Annotated in this window: 21 protein-coding genes and 1 pseudogene; 15 read left to right on the top strand and 7 right to left on the bottom strand. The window is 61.7% G+C overall.

The features are described from left to right. The first annotated feature begins 80 nt into the window (after positions 1 to 80). The 3 genes from KSS96_RS14405 (at position 81) to KSS96_RS14395 (ending at position 3,183) form a co-directional block, all read left to right on the top strand. Positions 81 to 1,385 (top strand): CitMHS family transporter, encoded by a 1,305-nt coding sequence (locus KSS96_RS14405; protein ID WP_017529054.1) that lies wholly within the window; start codon positions 81 to 83, stop codon positions 1,383 to 1,385. 86 nt (positions 1,386 to 1,471) lie between these two features. Further along, positions 1,472 to 2,725, top strand: a complete 1,254-nt coding sequence (locus KSS96_RS14400; RefSeq protein WP_217854979.1) for an OprD family porin — start codon at positions 1,472 to 1,474, stop codon at positions 2,723 to 2,725. 203 nt (positions 2,726 to 2,928) lie between these two features. Continuing rightward, a complete protein-coding gene (locus tag KSS96_RS14395; protein WP_017529052.1) occupies positions 2,929 to 3,183 on the top strand; it encodes a hypothetical protein in 255 nt (84 codons plus the stop codon). A 33-nt stretch (positions 3,184 to 3,216) separates the two neighbouring features. On the opposite strand, the gene KSS96_RS14390 is transcribed toward KSS96_RS14395, so the two are convergent. Further along, complete coding sequence (locus tag KSS96_RS14390; RefSeq protein ID WP_116078859.1) at positions 3,217 to 3,717, bottom strand: CinA family protein; 501 nt, start codon at positions 3,715 to 3,717, stop codon at positions 3,217 to 3,219. 123 nt (positions 3,718 to 3,840) lie between these two features. Here KSS96_RS14390 and KSS96_RS14385 point away from each other — a divergent pair, with 123 nt between their 5' ends. The 5 genes from KSS96_RS14385 to KSS96_RS14365 all read left to right on the top strand — a co-directional run bounded on the left by KSS96_RS14385 (position 3,841) and on the right by KSS96_RS14365 (position 6,591). After that, entirely contained in the window at positions 3,841 to 4,263 is a 423-nt protein-coding gene (locus KSS96_RS14385) for a low affinity iron permease family protein (protein ID WP_065879127.1), read from the top strand. Between the two features lie 85 nt (positions 4,264 to 4,348). Then, complete coding sequence (locus KSS96_RS14380) at positions 4,349 to 5,659, top strand: SDR family oxidoreductase (RefSeq protein ID WP_116078862.1); 1,311 nt, start codon at positions 4,349 to 4,351, stop codon at positions 5,657 to 5,659. A 44-nt stretch (positions 5,660 to 5,703) separates the two neighbouring features. Then, positions 5,704 to 5,985, top strand: a complete 282-nt coding sequence (locus tag KSS96_RS14375) for a hypothetical protein (RefSeq protein WP_068931813.1) — start codon at positions 5,704 to 5,706, stop codon at positions 5,983 to 5,985. A 112-nt stretch (positions 5,986 to 6,097) separates the two neighbouring features. After that, positions 6,098 to 6,352: a DUF6555 family protein gene (locus KSS96_RS14370; protein WP_017529047.1), complete on the top strand. Its 255-nt coding sequence runs from the start codon at positions 6,098 to 6,100 to the stop codon at positions 6,350 to 6,352. Further along, positions 6,349 to 6,591 (top strand): hypothetical protein, encoded by a 243-nt coding sequence (locus KSS96_RS14365; RefSeq protein ID WP_217854977.1) that lies wholly within the window; start codon positions 6,349 to 6,351, stop codon positions 6,589 to 6,591. The genes KSS96_RS14370 and KSS96_RS14365 overlap by 4 nt, the downstream gene beginning before the upstream one ends. 223 nt (positions 6,592 to 6,814) lie before the next feature. Here KSS96_RS14365 and KSS96_RS14360 read toward each other — a convergent pair whose 3' ends face one another. Both KSS96_RS14360 and KSS96_RS14355 read right to left on the bottom strand, forming a co-directional pair. After that, positions 6,815 to 8,608, bottom strand: a complete 1,794-nt coding sequence (locus KSS96_RS14360; protein ID WP_065879132.1) for a thiamine pyrophosphate-requiring protein — start codon at positions 8,606 to 8,608, stop codon at positions 6,815 to 6,817. 17 nt (positions 8,609 to 8,625) lie between these two features. Continuing rightward, entirely contained in the window at positions 8,626 to 9,483 is an 858-nt protein-coding gene (locus tag KSS96_RS14355) for an SDR family oxidoreductase (RefSeq protein WP_017529044.1), read from the bottom strand. Positions 9,484 to 9,765: 282 nt separating this feature from the next. Here KSS96_RS14355 and KSS96_RS14350 point away from each other — a divergent pair. Then, positions 9,766 to 13,597: pseudogene (locus KSS96_RS14350) on the top strand (CheR family methyltransferase). Between the two features lie 7 nt (positions 13,598 to 13,604). On the opposite strand, the gene KSS96_RS14345 reads toward KSS96_RS14350, so the two are convergent. Genes KSS96_RS14345 through KSS96_RS14335 form a run of 3 tightly spaced genes read right to left on the bottom strand, consistent with a single transcriptional unit; the run spans position 13,605 to position 14,808 of the window. Then, positions 13,605 to 14,048: a DUF421 domain-containing protein gene (locus tag KSS96_RS14345; RefSeq protein ID WP_017529042.1), complete on the bottom strand. Its 444-nt coding sequence runs from the start codon at positions 14,046 to 14,048 to the stop codon at positions 13,605 to 13,607. Positions 14,049 to 14,056: 8 nt separating this feature from the next. After that, on the bottom strand, positions 14,057 to 14,572 hold the full coding sequence (locus KSS96_RS14340; RefSeq protein ID WP_065879134.1) for a hypothetical protein: 516 nt from the start codon (positions 14,570 to 14,572) through the stop codon (positions 14,057 to 14,059). A gap of 14 nt (positions 14,573 to 14,586) precedes the next feature. Beyond that, the gene (locus KSS96_RS14335) at positions 14,587 to 14,808 is read right to left on the bottom strand and encodes a hypothetical protein (protein ID WP_065879135.1); all 222 of its coding nucleotides are present in this window, start codon (positions 14,806 to 14,808) and stop codon (positions 14,587 to 14,589) included. Between the two features lie 325 nt (positions 14,809 to 15,133). Between KSS96_RS14335 and KSS96_RS14330 the strand changes: the two genes are divergently transcribed. The 6 genes from KSS96_RS14330 (at position 15,134) to KSS96_RS14305 (ending at position 21,173) form a co-directional block, all read left to right on the top strand. Further along, entirely contained in the window at positions 15,134 to 15,310 is a 177-nt protein-coding gene (locus KSS96_RS14330; protein ID WP_017529039.1) for a con-10 family general stress protein, read from the top strand. Positions 15,311 to 15,887: 577 nt separating this feature from the next. Beyond that, positions 15,888 to 16,064 (top strand): hypothetical protein, encoded by a 177-nt coding sequence (locus KSS96_RS14325; RefSeq protein WP_017529038.1) that lies wholly within the window; start codon positions 15,888 to 15,890, stop codon positions 16,062 to 16,064. Between the two features lie 26 nt (positions 16,065 to 16,090). Continuing rightward, positions 16,091 to 17,719, top strand: coding sequence for an ABC transporter substrate-binding protein (locus KSS96_RS14320; protein ID WP_175404217.1), 1,629 nt, complete (start codon positions 16,091 to 16,093; stop codon positions 17,717 to 17,719). Continuing rightward, positions 17,716 to 18,666 carry an ABC transporter permease gene (locus KSS96_RS14315; protein WP_017529036.1) on the top strand — a complete coding sequence of 317 codons (951 nt, stop codon included), beginning with the start codon at positions 17,716 to 17,718 and terminating at the stop codon, positions 18,664 to 18,666. The genes KSS96_RS14320 and KSS96_RS14315 overlap by 4 nt, the downstream gene beginning before the upstream one ends. Positions 18,667 to 18,669: 3 nt before the next feature. Next, positions 18,670 to 19,554 (top strand): ABC transporter permease, encoded by an 885-nt coding sequence (locus KSS96_RS14310; RefSeq protein WP_065879136.1) that lies wholly within the window; start codon positions 18,670 to 18,672, stop codon positions 19,552 to 19,554. Further along, positions 19,551 to 21,173, top strand: a complete 1,623-nt coding sequence (locus KSS96_RS14305) for a dipeptide ABC transporter ATP-binding protein (RefSeq protein ID WP_217854974.1) — start codon at positions 19,551 to 19,553, stop codon at positions 21,171 to 21,173. Before KSS96_RS14310 ends, KSS96_RS14305 begins: the two co-directional genes overlap by 4 nt. 57 nt (positions 21,174 to 21,230) lie before the next feature. Here KSS96_RS14305 and KSS96_RS14300 read toward each other — a convergent pair whose 3' ends face one another. After that, entirely contained in the window at positions 21,231 to 21,749 is a 519-nt protein-coding gene (locus KSS96_RS14300) for an SgcJ/EcaC family oxidoreductase (protein WP_017529033.1), read from the bottom strand. Positions 21,750 to 21,771 lie beyond the last annotated feature (22 nt).

Raw genomic sequence — 21,771 nt, 5'->3', positions numbered from 1 at the left:
GCCATTGTGCCGCCTGGCGGGCAAGGGCCCGTGCGCCTCGGCGTCAGCCATTCTTACGATAACAACAAGAGACTCGTCCTATGCTCGCTTTCCTTGGCCTGGCCATGGTGGTCGTATTCACCGTCCTCATCATGACGAAGCGGTTGTCGCCGATCGTCGCGCTCACCGTGGTGCCCATCGTCTTCGCGGTGATTGGCGGTTTCGGCGGCACCACCGGCAAGATGATGCTCGACGGCCTGAAAATGGTCGCGCCGTCCGCCGCCTTGCTGCTGTTTGCCATCCTGTTCTTTGGCCTGATGATCGACGCGGGGTTGTTCGACCCGCTGATCCGCAAAATCCTCAAGCGCGTCAACGGCGACCCGATGAAAATCGCGGTGGGCACGGCGCTGCTGTCATTGCTGGTGGCTCTGGACGGCGACGGCACCACTACCTACATGATTACCTGCGCGGCGATGCTGCCGCTGTATAAGCGCATCGGCATGAACCCGATGATCCTGGCGACCATCTCCATGCTGTCGTTGAGCATCATGAGCGGCATGACGCCTTGGGGCGGCCCCGCGACCCGGGCCATCGCCGCGTTGGGCCTGGATGCCGGCGAATACTTCGTGCCGTTGCTGCCAACGATGATCGGCGGCGCCATGTGGGTGGTGTTCACCGCCTTCATACTGGGGCGGGCCGAGCGCAAGCGTATCGGCAACGTGCAACTGCAAAGCGGTGGCGGCGATTGCTACATCAACGCCATTCTTGAAAACACCCCTCACAAGCGTCCGAAACTCGCCTACGTCAACCTGGCGCTGGTGGTTGCAGTGATGGTCGCGCTGGTGATGGGCCTCATGCACTCGGCGATCCTGTTCCTGATCGGCTTCGTGCTCGCGCTGATGATTAACTACCCGCAATTGGACATTCAGAAAGAACGCATCCTGGCGCACTCGGGCAACGCGATGACGGTGGTGCTGCTGGTATTTGCCGCCGGGATCTTTGCCGGGATTTTTTCCGGCACCAAGATGGTCGACGCCCTGGCGCAGACCCTGGTCGACTGGATTCCGCCGTCCTGGGGCCACCTGTTTCCGCTGGTGGTCGCGATCACCAGCATGCCGCTGACCTTCGTGCTGTCCAATGACGCCTACTATTTTGGCGTGGTACCGATCCTGGCCAATGCCGCGGCGGCATACGGCATCGACCCGGTGGAAATTGCCCGGGCCTCGATCCTCGGGCAACCGGTGCACCTGATGAGCCCGCTGGTCGCCTCGACCCTGTTGCTGGTGGGCATGGTCGACCGTGATATCGGCGACTTCCAGAAAGCCACCGTCAAATGGGCGGTGCTGACCTCCCTGGTGGTGACCGCGCTGGCCTTGCTCACCGGGGCCATCAGCCTGTTTACCTGATTCATCTCCCTGCAGCCTTCCAGCGCGCCTCGCTTACGAGGCGCGTGTTGCCCTGTACGCCGAATAACAACAACGAGACGTTTGCCATGAACCCTATATATACCCGTCGGGCCCTTTTTTGCGCGTTCGGCCTGGCCCCCCTCGCCGGTGCCAATGCCGAAGGCTTTATTGATGACAGCAAGCTCAAGCTGCAACTGCGCAATGTGTATTTCAACGAGCACTTTCGCGACGAACACGGCATGAGCGCACGGGCCGCGAGGACGGCAAAAAGCGAGCGCACCGAATGGGCACAGGGTTTCCTGCTGGACTATCAGTCCGGGTTCACCGCAGGCACCCTCGGTGTGGGCGTGGATGCCCTGGGGCTCTATGGCGTCAAGCTCGATTCAGGGCGCGGTCGCAGCGGCACGGGGCTGATGCCGGTGCATGATGACGGCCGCGCGGCCGGTGAATTTGCCAGCGCCGGCGCCACCGTCAAAGCCCGGTTCGCCAAAACCACCGTCAAGTACGGCACCCTGCTGCCCAAGACCCCGGTGCTGATTTACAACGACGCACGCTTATTGCCACAGACCTACCAGGGTACCCAGGTCACTAGCACCGACATCGAGAACCTGACCGTCACTGGCGGGCACCTGGACCGCTTCAAGTTGCGCGACTCCACCGACAGCGTGCCGATCGTGCCGGATGGCTACAGCGGCGAAAAGTCAGGGGACTTCAACTACGCCGGCGCCGAATACAAATGGGGCAAGAGCACCCGCCTGAGCTATTTCTACGGCGAACTCGAAAATTTCTACCGACAGAACTTCGCCGGTATCCAGCACGACCTGCCGTTGGCCGGTGGCGTGCTGACCGCCGACCTGCGCTACTTCAACAGCGTTGATAGCGGCTCGGCGTACGCAGGCAAAATCGACAATGACCTGCTCAGCGGTCAATTGTCCTACGCAATCGCTGGGCATACGCTCGGCGGCGGCTACCAGACCCTGCGCGGCGATGCCGGTTTGCCCTACATCAGCGGTGCCACCGTGTACTCGTTCAGCAACGCCGGTATCGGCAAGTTCATCGAGGAGGACGAGAAGACCTGGATGCTCAACTACGGCTACAACTTCGCCGCCGTCGGCGTGCCGGGCCTGACCTTCTCCGCACGCTACCTGAGCGGCAATGACGGCAAGTCCACCACAACAGTCAAGGAATGGGAGCGTGACGCCGAGCTGGCCTACGTTGTGCAGGCCGGCACGTTCAAGGGGCTGGGTGTGCGCATGCGCAACTATGTCTACCGCTCCGAGTTCTCACGGGGCCGCGACAGCAACCGCCTCTACCTGACCTATGACATTGCCCTGTGGTAGTTCAATAAACGATGGGCTTCAGGCGTTTTTGCCCACTGGCCGGGGTCGCGTTGCACTCCCCCGGCCAACCGATCAGCCAGCTCAGGTTGCTTGTGCACTTAAACGCGGCGCGTCGACCAGAACAGCCACTATCTCGCCAGTATTTACGCAGCGGTTTTCTGCGCTAGCCTTGTCGTGTTCCGACTTCTTGCCCCGGTGAATTAATGGACACGTTAACGAAAGCAGAAATTGAAGCGGCGCTGTCGGCGCGCCTGCCCAACTGCGCGGTCAAATGCGCGATCAACCCGGACAGCAGCCTGTCGGTTACGGTGTTGGCGCATGATGCCGAGCAGTTCACCATCGCCAATATCCAACGCGCGCACTATCACGGCCCATCGGGAATCAACCGGCTCACCCGGGAAATACTCGAAGAAATGGTCATGTCCAGGCAGTCGTCCCGACGGTCATCTGCGGGGTAACGGTTTCAAGGCCGGGCCCCGCTCGTCGAAGCGCTAAGCCTGTTCACCTGCCAGGGCGCGTTGATGAAAATGCGCCAGCCATTTCAAGGCATGCTCCGATGCGGCCTGTTGAACGTGCTCACGCCCGCCCATGAAGCGCTCTTTTCGACTGAACACACTCAGCCCGCGTCCGGTGCGAAAGGCCCACGCAAAACACACGGTGCCGGGCGGGATGCCGTCAACCGCGTCCGGGCCCAGTAGCCCCGTCGTCGCGATGGCAACATCCGCTGGGCTATCGCGCAGAGCGCCGCAAGCCATCTCTTGAGCCACCTCACAACTGGTCAGGTTGAAGGTTTCCAGGGTGTACGCGCGTACGTTCAATAAGCGTTGTTTGGCTTGCGGCGAATAGACCACGTAGCCGCTTTCGATGCATGAACCCGCGCCCTCGACCTGCGACAGCAACGCGATGACTCTGCCGGCCGTGCATGACTCGGCCGTGGTGATAACCAATTGATTATGTTTAAGGTAATCGATGGTGGACGTGGCTACCGACATGCTCATGACTCCTGCGCGAAGGGCGTTTTCCTGATTGATTCTGGTAAAGCCCGGCGGGTTTGTAAAAAAGAATTTCGAGATTTTGCTGCGGTCTACAAAAGACCACAACAGAGGGATTCCATCATGAACTTCACCAAATTTTGCCAAGCACTTTCCAACCGGGCCGGCAGCCCAAAAACCTTCGTCGTGGCTGTAACGCTGATCGCCGTCTGGGCGCTCACGGGGCCGTACTTCCACTACGACGATACCTGGCAACTGATCATCAATACCTCGACCACGATCATCACGTTCTTGATGGTTTTTTTGATCCAGAACACGCAGAACCGCGACAACGACATTCTGCATTTGAAGCTCGATGAGTTGATCCGTGCCACCAAGGAAGCGCACAACACGGTCTTGTCCCTGGATAAGCTGGGCGCGCAAGAGCTCAAGAAACTGCGCGAGCAGTACAGCGCGCTGGGCCAGAACGACCCCGCTGGCGAGAACCTGCCCAAGGCGCGGGACGACGCCGCAGCGCGGGTGACCAACCACGATCAGCAACATTGAATGCCAGCCTCCTTCGGTCATTTGAATTGAACGATCATTTGCAGGCCCGCCTCTATCGCAGGACCCGCGAACGGAGGATGCCTTCATGATTGACTCAGCAACCGGAATGAGACCTGGCGAACGCTACGCAGTAGAGAACCAGGAACGAACGAAGAACTTTGGTGGTTTTTTCCTGGATGGAAAATATTACCTGGGCCCGGAACTGATGACGGCGGTCGGCTGGCTGGAAGGCCAGACGTTTATCTACGACGAACTCGATGCCACAGGCGAGCCGGTGTTCCCCGACCGCGTTGCCGGCACGGTCGAAGACCTGACCCTGGTGTTGCACGATGGTGCTCGGCTGAAGCTGCGCCCGGTGCCGGTGCACGCGCCGCAGGATCCACCGGCCCCAGCGCCCGTCATGCAAAAACACCACGGCCGACTGCACGGCAAAACGGTGGTGATCACCGGTGCCTCCAGTGGCATCGGACGCGCCGCCGCCCATGCATTTGCCGAGCAAAACACCCGCCTGGTCCTGGCCGCCCGCGACCAGGCGGCCCTGGACGAGGTGGTCGAGGAATGTGCGGTGCGCGGTGCCGAGGCGATTGCGGTTAAAACCGATGTAACCCGCAACGATCAGATGCTGGCCTTGGCCGAACAGGCCGCTGCCTTTGGCAATGGCCGCATCGATATCTGGATCAACAATGCCGGTGTCGGCGCGGTGGGCAACTTCGAAAACACCCCGCTGGAAGCTCACGAGCAGGTGCTGCAAACGGACCTGCTGGGTTACCTGCGAGGCGCCTACGCGGCATGGCCTTATTTCAAGGCGCAGAACAGCGGGATCCTGATCAATACACTGTCGCTGGGAAGCTGGGTCGCCCAGCCCTACGCCGCCGCCTATTCAGCGAGCAAGTACGGCTTGCGGGGCTTGACGCAAGCGCTGCGCGGCGAACTGGTGGGTTTCCCGGACATTCACGTCTGCGACATTTACCCAGCGGTGATGGACACTCCGGGCTTTCGGGACGGCGGCAACTTTACCGGCCACGCCTTGAAGCCGCCGCCACCGGTGTACGACCCCCATCGTGTGGCGCAAGCGATGGTGGCCTGTGCGCTGCAACCGCGCAAAAGCACCACCGTGGGCGCTGCCGCCACCGTTGCTCGAATCGCCAACTTGGTGCTCCCGGCCTTCCCGCAACTGTCCGGTTGGCTTACCCGCTTCGGCCTCAATCGCAGCCCCCGCTGCGCGACGTCGTCGGGCAATCTATTCGCTCCCGCCACCGGCGAACGTCGCGTCGAAGGGGGCTGGCGACAAGCCGGCCATCCACCCTATTGGCTCGTGGCCGCAGGCGCCGCGTTGCTGGTCGGCGGCTTTGCGGTGGCGCGCAACTATCAAGCGAACCATAAGCGTCGCCCATAAATCAGGGGGCAACCGCCCCCTCCTTTGTTATTGGAGGTACCCGCATGTCTTACGATTACCAAGGTTCTGCCAGTGTTATCACCGCGTCACGCCATCTGGGAACGCCATCGGATGAATGTCTGAATGCCGACGTGGGTATCCACCTGAGCCGCTCAGAGAAACCGACCATTGCCACCCTGAAGTTCGATGCGCCCCTTCAGTGGCCGGGCAACCCTAACGTGGTCACCGTCAACCTGCCGGATGGCACGTCCGTCAGCGGTGTCATCGTCGACCTGCAACGGCCGGCTGAAGGCCAGGGCTGGGTAACCTTCACGGTGGATGACTGAGACGTTCCCGGCCCTGGATAAGCCCGCCGGCTCGGCCATCGGTTTGTCGAACAACTTTTTTGAATCTTCGTGGGCGCCAAACATCTGTAGTTCATGAGCATAAGGAGGTCTCGTGAAACACAACTTATTCACTATCCGGTATCAGCTCCATGGTGAGCCCAAGTCCTTCATCGTGCGTGCGGCGCAGATGAACAATGCCGAAGCATGGCATTGGGCCAGTTGCGATGCCGGTGTGGCAGTCATACCCAGGTTTGGTCAACACACCCTCAAGCGTGTGTCCAAACCGATGGCGGAAAAATATGGCATCACGGATGTGCGCTGGAGCGGCTCCGAAGAGATCCAGTGGGCGGAGGGCCTCACACAATGAACAGCCAGACTCTTGATTACACGACCAGACAAAGGTGGGACGAGGAGATGGCGCACAACGCCAAGATGTTTTTCGAGGCCGACCGACTGGACGCACAGGCGTACCAGATCATCGAGTCCTACAGCGGCGATGCGGCGACCTGGGCGCGCTTTCTCGAGGCCAAGAAAATTGCCGATGCGCAACGCACCGCAGCGTATCGAGACTGGATGCGCGTCCGACGCGCGATGCGCAACAAGTGAGCGTCAGCCCTGCGCAAGGCAGGGCTGAGAGTCAGGCCCCCGACTCGGGATCTTTCGAAGGACCACCAGGGGCCACACCGCCCTGATCGACGTGCGCGTCAGCTGGGCGGTCGGCCGCTTCGTCTTGCGGTGTACCGTTTCGTTTAGCCGTTTCGGGACGCACCTTTTGCTCGGGTTGCGCCTGGTTGCGGCGTGTTCGCTGATTCATCCTGGCACCTGCCTTTTATTTCCGCCCGCCTCCCGGCAGTACGCCGGCCAGCACTTGCTTGGCGGTTTGTACAATGACGCCCGCTTCATCCGGATCGCCTTTGAGCAACGTGGTGGCGAATTTCTTCGCCTGCTCCAGTTTGATATGCGGCGGCAACGGCGGCACGTTGGGGTCGGTCTTGAACTCGATCAACACCGGCACTTGCGCGGCCAGGGCCTGCTCCCACGCGGCGGCCACCTGCTCCTCGCGCTCGACAAAAATGCCCTTGAGCCCAAGCGAAATCGCAAACAGGTGGTAGGGCACATCCGGGATAGCCTGCGAAGCTTCGAACTTGGGGTCGCCTTCCATCACGCGCTGCTCCCACGTGACCTGGTTCAGGTCTTCATTGTTGAACACCGCACAGATCCATTGCGGGCTTTGCCATTGCCGCCAATATTTGGCCACCGTGATCAGCTCGGCCATGTTGTTCATCTGCATTGCGCCGTCGCCCACCAGGGCAATCACGGTGCTGTGCGGATGAGCGAACTTGGCCGCGATGGCATAAGGCACGGCCGCGCCCATGGAGGCCAGGCCGCCGGACAGCGAACATTGCATGCCACGACGAATCTTCAGGTCGCGGGCAAACCAGTTGGCGCATGAGCCCGAGTCGCTGGTGATGATGGCGTGGTCGGGCAAGCGCGGCGACAGCTCGTGCACCACCCGTTGCGGGTTGATCGGCGTGGCCTTGGCCAGGGCACGTTTCTCCAGGGTTTTATCCCACGTGGCACGCCAGCCCTCGACCTGCTTGCGCCATTTGCGCGAGGTCTTGCGCTTGAGCAAGGGCAATAACGCCGAAAGGGTTTCGGCGGCATCGCCGAGCAGGTTCACCTCCATGGGATAACGCAGGCTCAGCATGTCGGGTTGCAGATCAATCTGCACGCCACGCGCCTGGCCTTCCCTGGGTAGGAACTCGGCATAGGGAAAGCCCGAACCGATCATCAGCAAGGTGTCGCACTGGGTCATCAGTTTGTAGCTGGGCTCGGTGCCCAGCAGGCCGATGCTACCGGTCACCCAGGGCCAGTCATCCGGCAACACGGCCTTGCCGAGCAACGCCTTGGCCGCACCGGCGCCCAAGGCATCGGCGACGGCAAGCACTTCATCGGTGGCGGCCAGCGCACCGGCGCCGACCAGGATGGCGACCTTCTCCCCGGCGTTCAGCACCTCGGCGGCGCGCTGCAGGTCGGCCTCGTAAGGCACGATGCGCGGCTTGGTATAACCCACGCCGGAATGCAGGGTGCCGTGGGCCCTGGCGGGCGGCTCATAGGCCGCCTCCTGCACATCGTTGGGCAGGATGATCGCCGTCACCCGGCGCTCGCCGACCGCCGTGCGTACGGCCCGGTCCACCAAGTGGCGCACCTGCGCGGGCACCGTGGCCTGTTGCACGAATGCCCCGGCCACATCCTTGAACATCGAAACCAGGTCCAGCTCCTGCTGGTAATGGCCACCCAAGGCCGCCCGCGCCTGCTGCCCGACAATGGCCAACACCGGCATGTGGTCCAGGCGCGCGTCATACAGCCCAGTGATCAGGTGCGAGGCACCCGGCCCGGAGGTGGCGATGCACACCCCCAACTCGCCCGTGAACTTGGCGTGGGCTGAAGCCATGAACGCGGCCATTTCTTCGTGACGGGCCTGGATGAATTCGATCTTGCCCTGGGCCCGGCGCAAGGCGCCGAACACGCCGTTGATGCCGTCACCCGGATAGCCAAAGATACGAGTCACGCCCCACTGGCTGAGCCGCTCGACCAGAAAGTCGCCTACTGTCATCGTCATCGGATGCCTCGCTGATATCAGAGAATCGGTTTGCCACCCGTTACGCCGTAGCGTTCGCCGGAGATGTAGCTGCCTTCATCCGACGCCAGCAGCACATAGATAGGCGCCACCTCGACCGGTTGGCCGGGGCGTCCCAAGGGCGTACTGCCACCGAAGTGTTTGATCGAGTCTTCGGTCATCGTCGATACGATCAGCGGTGTCCAGATCGGCCCGGGCGCTACGCTGTTGACGCGGATCCCACGCTTGCCAAGCATTTGCGCCAGGCCCGCGGTGAAGTTGGCAATCGCGCCTTTGGTCGCCGCGTACGGCAACAAGGTAGGGTTGGGCGCATCGGAATTGACCGAGCTGGTGTTGATGATCGAGCTGCCCTCGGCCATGTGCGGCAGCGCGGCCTTGCAGATCCGGAACATCGCCGTGACGTTGACATTGAAGGTCTTCAGCCAATCCTCGTCGGGGATGTCTTCGAGCGTCTCGTAGGTCATTTGGTAGGCCGCGTTGTTGACCAGCACATCGATGCGCCCGAACTTCTCCACGGTGTCGTTGACGATCGCCGCGCAGTGCGCCGCGTCGTCCAGATCGCCGGGCAGCAACAGGCATTGGCGCCCTGCCGCCTCGACCCAGCGCGCGGTTTCCTTGGCGTCTTCATGCTCGTCCAGATAGGACACCGCCACATCCGCGCCTTCGCGCGCAAAGGCAATGGCCACGGCGCGTCCGATGCCGCTGTCGGCACCGGTCACCAAGGCAATCTTGTTGGCCAACCGACCCGAGCCTTTATAGGTTTGCTCGCCGCAGTCGGGCATCGGGTCCATCTTGCGCTGATCACCGGGAACGGGTTGTTGCTGTGGGCTGAACGGCGGTTTTGGATAGTTGCTCATCGCGGGTTCCTCCGGGTTGTGAATATTCTTGCGAGGCCGGGCCGGAAGGGTTAGTTCAGACAAATTTGCAGAAAATCGGATAACCGTCAGGTGCATGCGCGCCGCTCGTCAGTCTGGATAAACCTTTCCAGGTTTTTTCGTCTCAACCGTGAGGTAAAGGTCGCAGGCGTTCTGTTACAGGTAGGTTTTCAGCTATATTTCATTTCCGTTGCGCCCTCCCCCACGCTTGAACTCGTACCCTCTACACACTCTTCACGTGCGCAGTTAAAAAGGTTGGTATTTATGAAGTCTGCCCCCCTGCGGTCTCCGAACGTTCCGCAACGCAAGGAATTGACCCCCAGCAATCTGGATTTCCCGGTGGTGGGAATTGGCGCGTCGGCAGGCGGGCTGCAAGCGGTGAAGAGTTTTTTTGAACACATGCCCAAAGACTGCGGCATGGCGTTCGTGGTGATCCTGCACCTGTCCCCCGACCATCAGAGCGTGGCGGACAAGATCATCCAGGAGTCGACCGGCATGCCGGTCACCCAGGTCAACAGCACCATGGCGATCCGTGGTGGAGATGCCACAGAAGTTGCTGGAGCTGTGGCGCAATGCCCAAGCGATCATCCTGCCCACCGCCAATGACCCCGAGATCCGCACCATCCCGCCGGCCAACGAGCGCGATGCGGCCGTGGCGGAGCAGTTGTTGCTGGACATCCTGATCCAACTGCGCGCCAGTACCGGCCATGACTTCAAGCACTACAAGCGCGCCACCGTGCTGCGCCGTATCGAGCGTCGCCTGCAAGTGACGGCGCAACCGGACCTGGCGACCTATTACAACTTTTTGCAATCACACCCGGAAGAAACCAAGGCATTGCTGGGCGATATGCTGATCGGCGTGACCAACTTCTTCCGCGACCGCGAGGCCTTCGAAGCCCTTGAGCGGGATGTGATCCCCAACCTGGTCAAGTCCCTGGAAGACAGCGCGCCGCACCGCGAGGAAGTGCGTATCTGGTCGGCCGGCTGCTCCACCGGTGAGGAGGCCTACAGCCTCGCGATGCTGGTGACCGAGCAACTGGCGCTGGATGCCAGCAACGCCAAGATGCAAGTGTTTGCCACCGATATCGATGAGCGTGCGATTACCCACGGCCGCAACGGTGTGTATCCCGAAGCGATCATCACCGACGTGCCGCCGTCACGCTTGCGCCAGTACTTCGCCAAGGAGAAAAACCAGCACTACCGCGTGCGCAAGGAGATTCGCGAAAAGGTGCTGTTCGCCAAGCACAGTCTGCTGGCTGACCCACCGTTCTCGCAGATAGACCTGATCGTGTGCCGCAACCTGCTGATCTACCTGGACCGCGACGTGCAGCGCGACATCCTGCAACTGTTCCACTTTGCGCTGCGCCCCGGTGGCTACCTGTTCCTGGGTTCATCGGAGTCGGCCGACGGTTGCCTCGACCTGTTTGTGCCGGTGGACAAGCGCAACCGTATCTTCCGGGTGCGCGCCGGCTCCTCCGCGGTGCGTCGCGCGCCCACCATGCCGCGTGGCGGTTACCTGCGCCCGAACACCACCGCCGTTGCCGCCGCGGCGCCGGCGCCCAACAAGGTTTCGTTCGCCGATATCCACCTGCGCGCCCTGGCCAAGGCCGCACCGCCCAGCGTGATTGTCGATATCCACGCCGATATCCTGCACATGAGCGAAGGCGCGGGACGCTTCCTGCGTTATGTCGCCGGGGAAATCACCCACAACCTGCTGGCGCTGGTCCACCCCGACCTGCGCCTGGATATCCGCACCACCCTGTTCCAGGTCCAGCAATCGAACACCTGCGTGACTTCGCGCAAGGTTCGCATCCAACGCGAACAGGGCACTTACCTGGTGGACATCAGCGCCCGCCCCTACCGCGACGAGGCCACCGAAAACGACTATGTGCTGGTGATGTTCCAGGAAGCCGAAATCGACCCGCAACAGTCCGAGGCCGACACCGTCAGCCATGCGGAAAACCAGATCATGAGCAACCTGGAGCGCGAGCTGCAACGCACCAAGCTGCACCTGCAGGACACCATTGAGCAGGCGGAAGTCTCCAGCGAGGAACTCAAGGCCTCCAACGAGGAAATGCAGGCGATCAACGAAGAGTTGCGCTCGGCCACCGAGGAACTGGAAACCAGCAAGGAAGAGCTGCAATCGATCAATGAGGAACTGTTGACGGTCAATTACGAGCTCAAGACCAAGGTTGAAGAGACGGACAAGGTCAACGACTACCTGACCAACCTGATCGCCTCCACCGACATCGCCACCGTGTTCGTCGACCGCAACATGCGCATCCGCTGGTTCACCCCGCGTGCCACCGATATTTTCAGCATGCTGCCGGTGGACACCGGGCGCTCGCTGATGGACATCACGCGCCGCCTCGACTACCCGCAAATGAGCGATGACGCGACGAACGTGTTTGAGTCGCTGAGCATGATCGAACGCGAGATCAGCAGTAAGGATGCGCGCTGGTACATCGCGCGGTTGCTGCCCTACCGCTCCAGCGAAGACCACATCGACGGCACCGTGCTGACCTTTATCGATATCACCAAGCGGCGCCAGGCCGAAGAGGAACTGCGCCTGGGCGAAGAACGCATGCGCCTGGTGGCCGAAAGCACCCATGATTTCGCCATCATCATCCTCAATGACCACGGCGCCATTACCGACTGGAACACCGGCGCCGAACTGATCTTCGGCTACACCAAGAACGAAGTGCTGGGCGCTTATTACGACCTGATTTTTTCGCCCGAGGACCGCTCCGCCGGCGTGCCGGAGAGCGAACTGCGCGCGGCCCGCGAACATGGGCGTGGCGAAGATGAACGCTGGCATGTGCGCAAGGACGGCAGCCGGTTCTATTGCAGCGGCGAAGTCACCCTGCTCAAGAGCGCAAGCTTGCAGGGCTACGTGAAGATTGCCCGTGACCTCACCGGGCATAAACGCACCCAGGACGAACAGAGTCAGCGGTTGATGGAAACCCAGACCAACAGCCATCTCAAGGATGAGTTCTTCGCGGTGATGTCGCACGAACTCAAGCACCCATTGAACCTGATCCAGCTGAACGCCGAATTGCTGCGGCGCCTGCCCGCCACCAAGTCGGCGGGCCCTGCGATCAGGGCGGTGGATACCATCTGCGAGGCCGTGTCCAACCAGGCGCGGATCATCGACGACCTGTTGGACGTCGCTCGGGTGCGTACCGGTAAGCTCAAGCTGAAAAAACAACCGGTCGACCTGATTCGCACACTCCAGGATATCCATAGCGTGGTGCTCGCAGACGGGCATCGTCGCCAGGTGACCCTGCAAACGCCATCCGAAGGTGGAGCGCTGATCGTCGACGCAGACCCGACGCGCATCGAGCAAGTGATCTGGAACCTGATCAACAATGCGCTTAAGTTCACGCCGGAGAATGGCCAGGTGCAGTTGGTGGTCAGCCGCAAGGACGGGCACGCCCAGTTGGACGTGATCGACAGCGGCGCCGGGCTCGCCGACGACAGCCTGGAAAAAATCTTCGACCTGTTCGGGCAAGCCGAAAACCAGCACCAGACCCATCAGCGCGAGGGCCTGGGGATCGGCTTGTCGCTGGTACGCCAATTGGTCGAAGCGCACGATGGCACGGTGAGTGTTCACTCCAAAGGCCTGGGCTTTGGTTGCACCTTCTCCATTCTGTTGCCACTGAGCCCGCAACAACACCACCTGCCGGACGCCAGCGACACTCAGGCCGAGGACGAGCGTTTGAATGGCGTCAAGGTGCTGTTGGTGGACGATTCGGCGGAGGTGCTTGAAGTACTGAATTTATTGCTGGAAATGGAAGGCGCCGAGGTCAGTGCGTTCAGTGATCCGCAGAACGCCCTTGAAAACGCCCGCGAGGCTCAATACGACGTGATTATTTCCGACATCGGCATGCCGAAAATGAACGGTCATGAGCTGATGCGCAAACTGCGCACGATCGACCATCTGCACAAGGTTCCCGCCATTGCCCTGACCGGTTACGGTGCCAGCACGGACCAGAAAAAGCACGCCGAATCGGGCTTCAACACCCATGTCAGCAAACCCGTGGCCCATGACTCGTTGATCAGCCTGATCGAAAAACTCTGCCGCTCACAGCGGTAGGTGGGGCTTATTCAAAGGGGATAATCGAAATTTTGCCGTTGCGCTCAAGGATCGCGAATTTGATCTGATCAATCGCCAGAATGCCTTGGGCGGAGCGGGCCGCTTCGAGAATATCGCTCTCATCCAGGCGCGCGTGCTTGAGACGTTCAGCGAGCACCTTGCCGTCTTCGACCACAATCGTCGGCCCGCCATCCAACACCCTGGAAAACCAGCGCGAACGCTGTTTGACCAAGGACAAACCGATATCGATGGCGATCAACGTGACAATCACCAGCACGGCGTTGGTCAACGAAAAATCTTCGCCCAGCAACGCCTGCTGAGTCGCCTCGCTGATCACCATCAATAGCACCAGGTCGAAGGTGGTGAGTTCCGCCAGGGAGCGCCTGCCGGCGATCTTGAACAGAATCATCAACACCAGGTAAATCGCGGCTGCGCGCAATACCGAGTCCATGGCGCCCCCTACGGATAGATGAATTGTGAAAAACGCACGGACGCGCCGTTGGCGAGCGCCACCTGGGTGTCGAAGCTACCCACGCCGTCGCTGCGCAACGTCAGGTACAACACCGCATGCCCGTCATCATCGGTGAGCAGCCACAGTTTCACGCCTTCGCCGGCGGTGCTGGCCTTGAGGGGTTGCGGCTGCAGCATTTCAACATTGAAGCCACGCAACAACTCGCCACTGAGGGCTACCTCCAGGGGCTCGCGCGCCTTGCCCCGCAGATGGATGACCAGCACATCGGAAGACCCGTTGCGCAGAAACCGTTGATGCTCGACGCGCAGTTGCCCATCGGCGCTGCGCACGTCGGCGGTGCTGAGCGGCCCCTTGGAGAACAGCCCGGCCAAGGTCAGCGCCATCAACACCACCAACCCATACCAACCCCACCGCTCGAAGCGCCAGACCTTGCGCTGCAGGGTCATGTCTTCATTCACCGGATAGCTCCGGCTGTGCAAGTCGTTATGCGCAGGGGGCTTCATAGGGCACCTTCGGCTCAGCCTTTGCTATGTTCGGGCGAAGATGGGCCTTTGGTCACACCGCGCGGCCCCGCGATACTCCAGATCGCCAGCCCTAAAAACGGCAGCAGCACGACCATAGCCGTCCAGCCCGCCTTGTTGCCGGTTGAATTGTCGCTTCGCCAGACGCTGTTGATGACCCACAGGTCGAGCAACAGCAGGATGACGGCCAGGAAAATCCAGAAATAAGTGAATGGCATGATGCACCTCCCGTTGATACAGGTTTGGTTTAACCAGGATGGCCGGAGTTCACTCTTTTTCGCTGTTCACAGATAAACGTATCCACTCAGCGAAGCGGCACGAACGCTATCCATGCACTCTCCCAGGCCTTGATAAAAGTTAGACGAAGCGGCGGTATTTTATGCACCTTGTATAAGTTCTTTCACACGACCGACCGTTCATCGCCGTTTTTATACATTCACAAAACGTTTTCGCAAGCGGCGTTATCGGAATAAGTACCTGTGACATTCACGGGCAACTAGCGAAGCGACAACCCGCTACCTGCTATTCAATTGGAGAAAGACCATGACGACTAGTAATAAGAACCCAGGCAACTTCGCCAACGATCGCGAAAAAGCGTCCGAGGCCGGTAAAAAAGGCGGTCAAGCATCGGGTGGCAACTTTGCCAACGATCGGGAAAAAGCCTCCGAGGCCGGGCGCAAAGGCGGCCAACACAGCCATGGTGGCGGCCGCAAATCGTAAGTGAGCGAAAAGGGGGCGGCCTTGGCTGCCCCTTTCTTACTGGGCAAAGAAGTTAGTCATTTGACCCGCACGCTCTAGGTTGCCGTGGACAACTAACCCTGCCTGCCCATGCCTAACTGTACCTATTAAGCCTTCTTCTCCTGACACAACTTCATCGCTGTAGATATTTGCCCGCGCTGATAAATACCCACCGCTGGGAAGTGCAATTTAAGTTGCATCCACTTCAATATGACGTCCCCTTCTTTATGCCCCTCCGCACGAGCCGCTGCCCCTTGGAAACAGCAGGCCGCCGCACATGCCCTCGCGCGGATGCGGGAAGACCAATGCTCTGCCCACTGCACCACGCCCCGAACGCCGTCCTGTCAACACGTGAAGGCCACATCGGAAGCGGCATGCAAGGACCTCAACATAAAAACAAATCATTTTATGATTACGCAAGATAACAATATCTGATAATTAGCTTATTCCTAAAAAGACTTTCACTCCGGTTTTTTATAGGCTTATCTTCGCTTCACAGACCGACCCCATGCCCGGCGGAGGACGTACACACCCCCAGCAGACATGGACCCCTCCCCTCATGCCAGACCTTACCGCCCCCGATCACCTGACTGTCAGCGTCGACGGCACCCACATCTTCGACGTACGCCCCGACCAACACGCGGTGTACAGCAACCTCGGCCTGGCGGCGTACGGCAACCCGCCGTTCTACCCGGGCGGTGGCTACTGGTACACCAAGCTGGCCTACGACTTTTAAGCCAAACCGAACACGAGGGCACTCCATTGAATAAATCGCATCTGCCAAGCCGTCTGCTGGCCGCCGGCGCCCTGGCCTTGAGCCTGGTCGCCTGTTCACCGGGCAGCGACACCCCGGCGGGCAAAACCCTGAACATCGCCTTTTTTGGCGACAACACCACCTTGGTCAGTGTCGACCCGTTCCAGGTGTATTGGCTCGAACACCGTGTGCTGCTGCGCAATGTGGCCGAATCCCTCACCGACCAGGACCCACAGACCGGCAAGATCATCCCGTGGCTGGCCACACGCTGGGAAGTCAGCGACGACGCGCTCACCTTCACCTTCCACCTGCGCGACCATGTGACCTTCAGCAATGGCGAGCGCTTCAATGCCCAGGCGGTGAAAACCGCGTTCGACAGTAACAAGGCCTTGGCCCGCGAGTTGCCGGCCACTTTCGGCGCCACTTACCTGGCCGGGTTCGACCACGCCGAAGTGGTGGACGACCTGACCGTCAAGCTGGTGCTGGCCAAGCCCAACGCCGGTTTCCTGCAAGCGACGTCCACCACCAACCTGGCGATCCTGGCGCCAGCCTCCTACGCGCTCAGCGCCAAGGAGCGCTCGCTCGGCAAGATCATCGGCACCGGGCCGTTCGTGCTGGCCAGCTACACGCCGGAAGTCGGCGCGCACCTGACCAAACGCAAGGGCTACGCCTGGGCCTCGGCCAACATGCAAAACCAGGGCGAAGCGCACCTGGATGCCGTCGACGTCAGCTATATCCCCGAAGAGAGCGTGCGCAACGGCCTGTTCCTGCAAGGCAAAGCCGACATCCTGTGGCCGCGCAACCCGTTCTCCGAGGTGGACCTGAAGCTGTTCCAGGCCAAGGGCGCCACCCTCCAGAGCCGCTCGTTGCCGGGCCCGGCGCTGAACCTGTACCCCAACACCCGTGGCGAGCGGGTACTGGCCGACCAACAGGTACGCCAGGCCCTGCAAAAAGCCATCGATCGCAAGAGCTATGCCAGCACCGTGTACAACGCCGACTTCCCGGTGGTGGACGGCATCTATGACGTGACCACGCCTTACTTCAAGAGCCAAGGCAGCAAGTTGGCGTATGACCCGGCCGCTGCCGCGCACCTGTTGGACCAGGCGGGCTGGGCCAAGGGCGCGGACGGTTATCGCAGCAAGAACGGCAAGCGCCTGAGCCTGAGCTACAACATCACACCGGCCGAGACCGCCGGCGATGTGTTGATCCAGGACCAACTGCGCAAAGTCGGCATCGAGCTCAAGCTCAACGTGGTCACCCGTGCCGAATGGGTCGCCAACAACAGCGCCGGCAACTATGACCTGACCAGCACCTACATGACTCGCGCCGATCCGATCATCCTGCAAACCATCCTCGACCCGCGCACCGCCAACAGCTCGACCCTGGCCACCAACCTTTACGAACCGGCCGCGCTGGACAAAGCCAAGAGCCTGTTCGATGCAGGCATCACCGCCACCCAACAGCAACAACGCGCCACCGCTTACGGCGACCTGCAGGACCTGTTGGTGGAACAAGGCTCGGCGTTCCCGGTGTACGAGCGCGTGTGGCAGGCGGCGACATCGCCCAGGGTGAAGAACTTTCGCTGGACCGCCGAGGGCTTTGCGTTACTGGGTGATATCGACGTGAGCACGCCATGAGCCGCTACCTGATCGGCCGTGTCGGCCAGGCGCTACTGGTGCTCTGGGGCGCGTATAGCATCACTTACTTCATTCTGTATCTGCTGCCGGGTGACACGCTGTCGATCATGCTCAGCGCGTCGGGCATGGAGGCCGATGGTCTGTCGGTGGAAGACCTGGCCAAGGCGCGGGCTTATTACGGGCTGGACAAAGGCGTGTTCGAACAGTACGTCGACTTGCTGCTGGGGGCACTGCGCGGGAATTTCGGCCAATCGTTATCGCTTAACCGCCCGGTGGCCGAGCTGTTGGTCGAACGTTTGCCGCAGACGTTATCCCTGGCCGGCCTGGCCATTGTGCTGTCACTGCTGGGCGGCATCGGCCTGGCTTACCTCACCGCGTATATCCGCTGGCAACCGCTGAAGAAAGCGCTGGCGCGCCTGCCGTCCCTGGGCTTTTCGGTGCCGGTGTTCTGGATGGGCCTGCTGTTGATCCAAGTGTTTGCGTTTGGCCTGGGGTGGTTTCCCGCCACCGGCAGCCGGGGCGTTGAAAGCCTGGTACTGCCGGCGGTCACCCTGGCGATTCCGAGCGCGGCGGTGTACGCCCAGGTGCTGCAACGCAGCTTCCAGGGGGTGTGGAAAGAAGCCTACATCGTCACCGCCTACGCCAAGGGCCTGAGCCGGGGCCAGGTGCAGGCCCGCCATGGGTTCAAGAACGCCGCGCTGCCGATCCTCACGCTGATCGGTTTGCAGGTCGGCAATACCGTGTCCGGCGCGGTGCTGGTGGAGACCATTTTCGCCCGCTCCGGCATCGGCCGCCTGGCCCAGGAAGCGGTGCTGCGCCAGGACATCCCGGTGGTGCTGGCGATTGTCGCGGTGTCGGCGGCTGCGTTTGTGCTGGTGAACCTGTTGGTGGACCTGCTTTACCCCTGGCTCGACCCGCGTATTTCACACACGCCAAAGGTGTCCTGAACCATGACCACACTTAATCGAAACCTGGCGCTTTCGGCGCCGCTCTGGCGCCGCCGCAGCCCCCTGCAACGGGTTGCCGCCACCTTGCGGCCCTTGCTGCGTCGGCCGGGGTTCAGCCTGGCCGTGCTGGTGGTGCTGTTTTCGTTGGTTGCCGCCGTGGCGCCGCAACTGCTGAGCAGCTTCGACCCCTACGCCACCGCGCCGGCGGACAAGCTCAGCGCGCCGAACCTGACGCACTGGTTCGGCACCGATGAGCTGGGCCGCGACCTGTTTACCCGAGTGGTGCATGGCGCCAGCCTGTCGGTGCTGGCCGCGTCGCTGGCGGTGGGCATCGCGCTGGTGGGTGGGCTGGGCCTGGGCATTCTGTCCGGGTTTACCGGCGGGCGTGTCGACGCGGTGATCATGCGGTTTGTCGATGTGTTGCTGGCCCTGCCCGGCCTGTTGCTGGCCCTGGCGATTGTCACGGCCATCGGCTTCGGCACGGTGCCGGTGGCCGTTGCCGTGGGGATCGGCATTATCCCGGGGTTTGCGCGCACCACCCGCGCTGAAGTCTTGCGCGTGAAAACCCTGCCCTACGTCGAAGCCGCGCGCCTGGGCGGCGCCAGCTGGAGCCGCACGTTGCTGCGGCACATCCTGCCGAACGCCTGGGGGCCGGTGGCGGTGCTGGCGACGCTGGACTTCGGCGCGGCGATCCTCGCCACCGCCGGCCTCAGTTTCCTCGGTTTCGGCGCCGCGCCACCGGCGGCGGAATGGGGCACGTTGATCGCCAATGGCCGGCACTTTCTGATCACCGCGCCCTGGGTGTCGTTGCTGCCAGGCCTGTTCCTGGTCGCGGTGGTGTTCAGCCTCAACCATATCGCCCGTACGTTCGAGGAGGCCCAGCGATGAGCGCGTTTCTGGTCGATGTACGCCAGCTCGCGGTCGATTACCGCGCCGGCGGCCAGCTCAACCCGGCGGTGCGCGGGCTGTCATTTAGCATCGCCCAGGGCGAAACCGTGGCAATTGTCGGCGAGTCCGGCTCGGGCAAAACCACCCTGGCCAACGCCATCCTCGGGTTGCTGCCGGATAATGCGCGGATCAGCGCCGGTGAGCTGTGGGTCGATGGCAGCGACCTGAGCCACGCCGGCGAGCGCCAGAAACGCAACCTGCGCGGCCGTACCATCGGCCTGGTGCCCCAGGACCCGATGGTCAGCCTCAACCCCACCCTGCGCGTTGGCCAGCAGATCGGCGAAGCGTTGATATCGGCCAAGGGCAAGCGCTACCCCGGCATCGACGCGGACGTTGTCGCGTTGCTGCAACAGGTGGGCATCGATAAGCCGGTACTGCGCGCGCGCCAGTATCCCCATGAACTCTCCGGCGGCATGCGCCAGCGCGTACTGATCGCCATTGCCCTGGCCGGCAACCCGCGCCTGATCATCGCCGACGAGCCCACCAGCGCCCTCGACGTCACCGTGCAGCGCAAAATCCTCGACCACCTGCAACGCTTGGTCAGTGAACGCGGGATTTCACTGCTGATCATCACCCACGACCTGGGCGTGGCCACCGACCGCGCGGACCGCATCCTGGTGATGCAACACGGCGCAGTGGTCGAACAAGGCCCGCCCCGCCAGATCCTCGCCCAGCCCGCTCACGACTACACCCGCGCCCTGATTGCCGCCGCGCCCGCCTTCGCCAAGCGCCGTGCGCCGCTGATCAATCTTGACCTGGGGCGCCAGCCGATCCTGAGCCTGCACCACGTCGGCAAGACCTTCGCGTTGCCCAAGGTCAAGGGCGAGGCCGCTACCTTGCTGGCCCTGGAGGACCTCAACTTACAGGTGTACCCCGGCCAGACCCTGGCCATCGTCGGCGAGTCCGGATCGGGCAAGAGCACCGCGCTGCGTATCGCCCTGGGCCTGGAGAAACCCAGCCAGGGCCGCGTCTGCTTCGAGCAACAGGACGTCACCGACCTGAGCTGGCGCCAGTTCCGCCCGTTGCGCCAACGCCTGCAACTGGTGCAACAAAACCCGTTCGCCGCCCTCGACCAGCGCTTTACGGTGTTCGACAGCATCGTTGAGCCGCTGGTGTCGTTCGGCCTGCTCAAGGGGGCGGCGTTGGAACACGCCGCGCGTGAGTTGATCAGCCGCGTGCACCTGCCGGTGAGCTTCCTCGACCGCCTGCCGCGCGAGCTGTCCGGGGGCCAGTGCCAACGCGTCGCTATCGCCCGCGCCCTGGCCTTGAAACCCGACCTGTTGCTGCTCGACGAACCGGTCAGCGCGCTGGATGTGTCAGTGCAGGCGCATATTCTGGAGCTGCTCGAAACGCTGCAACGGGACATGGGTATTGCCTATGTGCTGGTCTCCCATGACCTGTCGGTGGTCGCCAACTTTGCCCACGAGGTACTGGTGCTGCGCAATGGCCGAGTGGTGGAACAGGGGTCGGTGGAGCAGATCTTCAACCGCCCAGCCACCGCGTACACCCGTGAGCTGATCGCGGCGATCCCAGGCCAGGTGGCCGCCGAGTTCAGTTGAGAACGAACCCTGCACCTATGGCGAGGGAGCTTGCCCCTCGCCACAATAAACACGCCTTTATTGCTTGGCGTGCTTGACCTGCATTTCGGGCATCGCCGACGAATGATGGTTGAGGATCTTCCACTGCCCGCCCACCTGTTCGTAAACGAACGTATAGCGCGCCTGTACCTCACGCTTCTTGCCGTTCGCTTCGGTCAGGGTGAAGGTATAGACCCCGCTGTCCATGGCCACATTGCTGCCCAACTGGCGGATCTCGCGGTAATTGATCTGGCCTACCGGCTTGAGCGCCAGGAAGTGGTCGAAGTAATCCTTGATCTGGTCTGGCGTGGTGCGTACCTGGTTCGACACCGTAGGCTGCAACACCGCGCCCGGCGCATACAGGGCAACCACCGAGTCAACGTTGCCGGTCTGCAAGGCGCTGTTCCAGCGGTCGAACAAGCCGGCGATCTCGCGGTCTTTGAGGTTGGTCGGGGCCTGCGCCACCTCACGGTAAACATACGGGGCGGTCTCGGCGGCCTGGGCAAACGGTGCGCTCAAGGCAAACATCAGGGCGATGGCGGCGGGTTTGAATTGCATGACGAAACTCCAGTGGTGATCG

This window comes from Pseudomonas asgharzadehiana (assembly GCF_019139815.1).
GTDB lineage: Bacteria > Pseudomonadota > Gammaproteobacteria > Pseudomonadales > Pseudomonadaceae > Aquipseudomonas > Aquipseudomonas asgharzadehiana.
The sequence above is the reverse complement of the archived record's forward strand: the minus strand, read 5'-3'. Positions and strand labels throughout refer to the sequence as shown.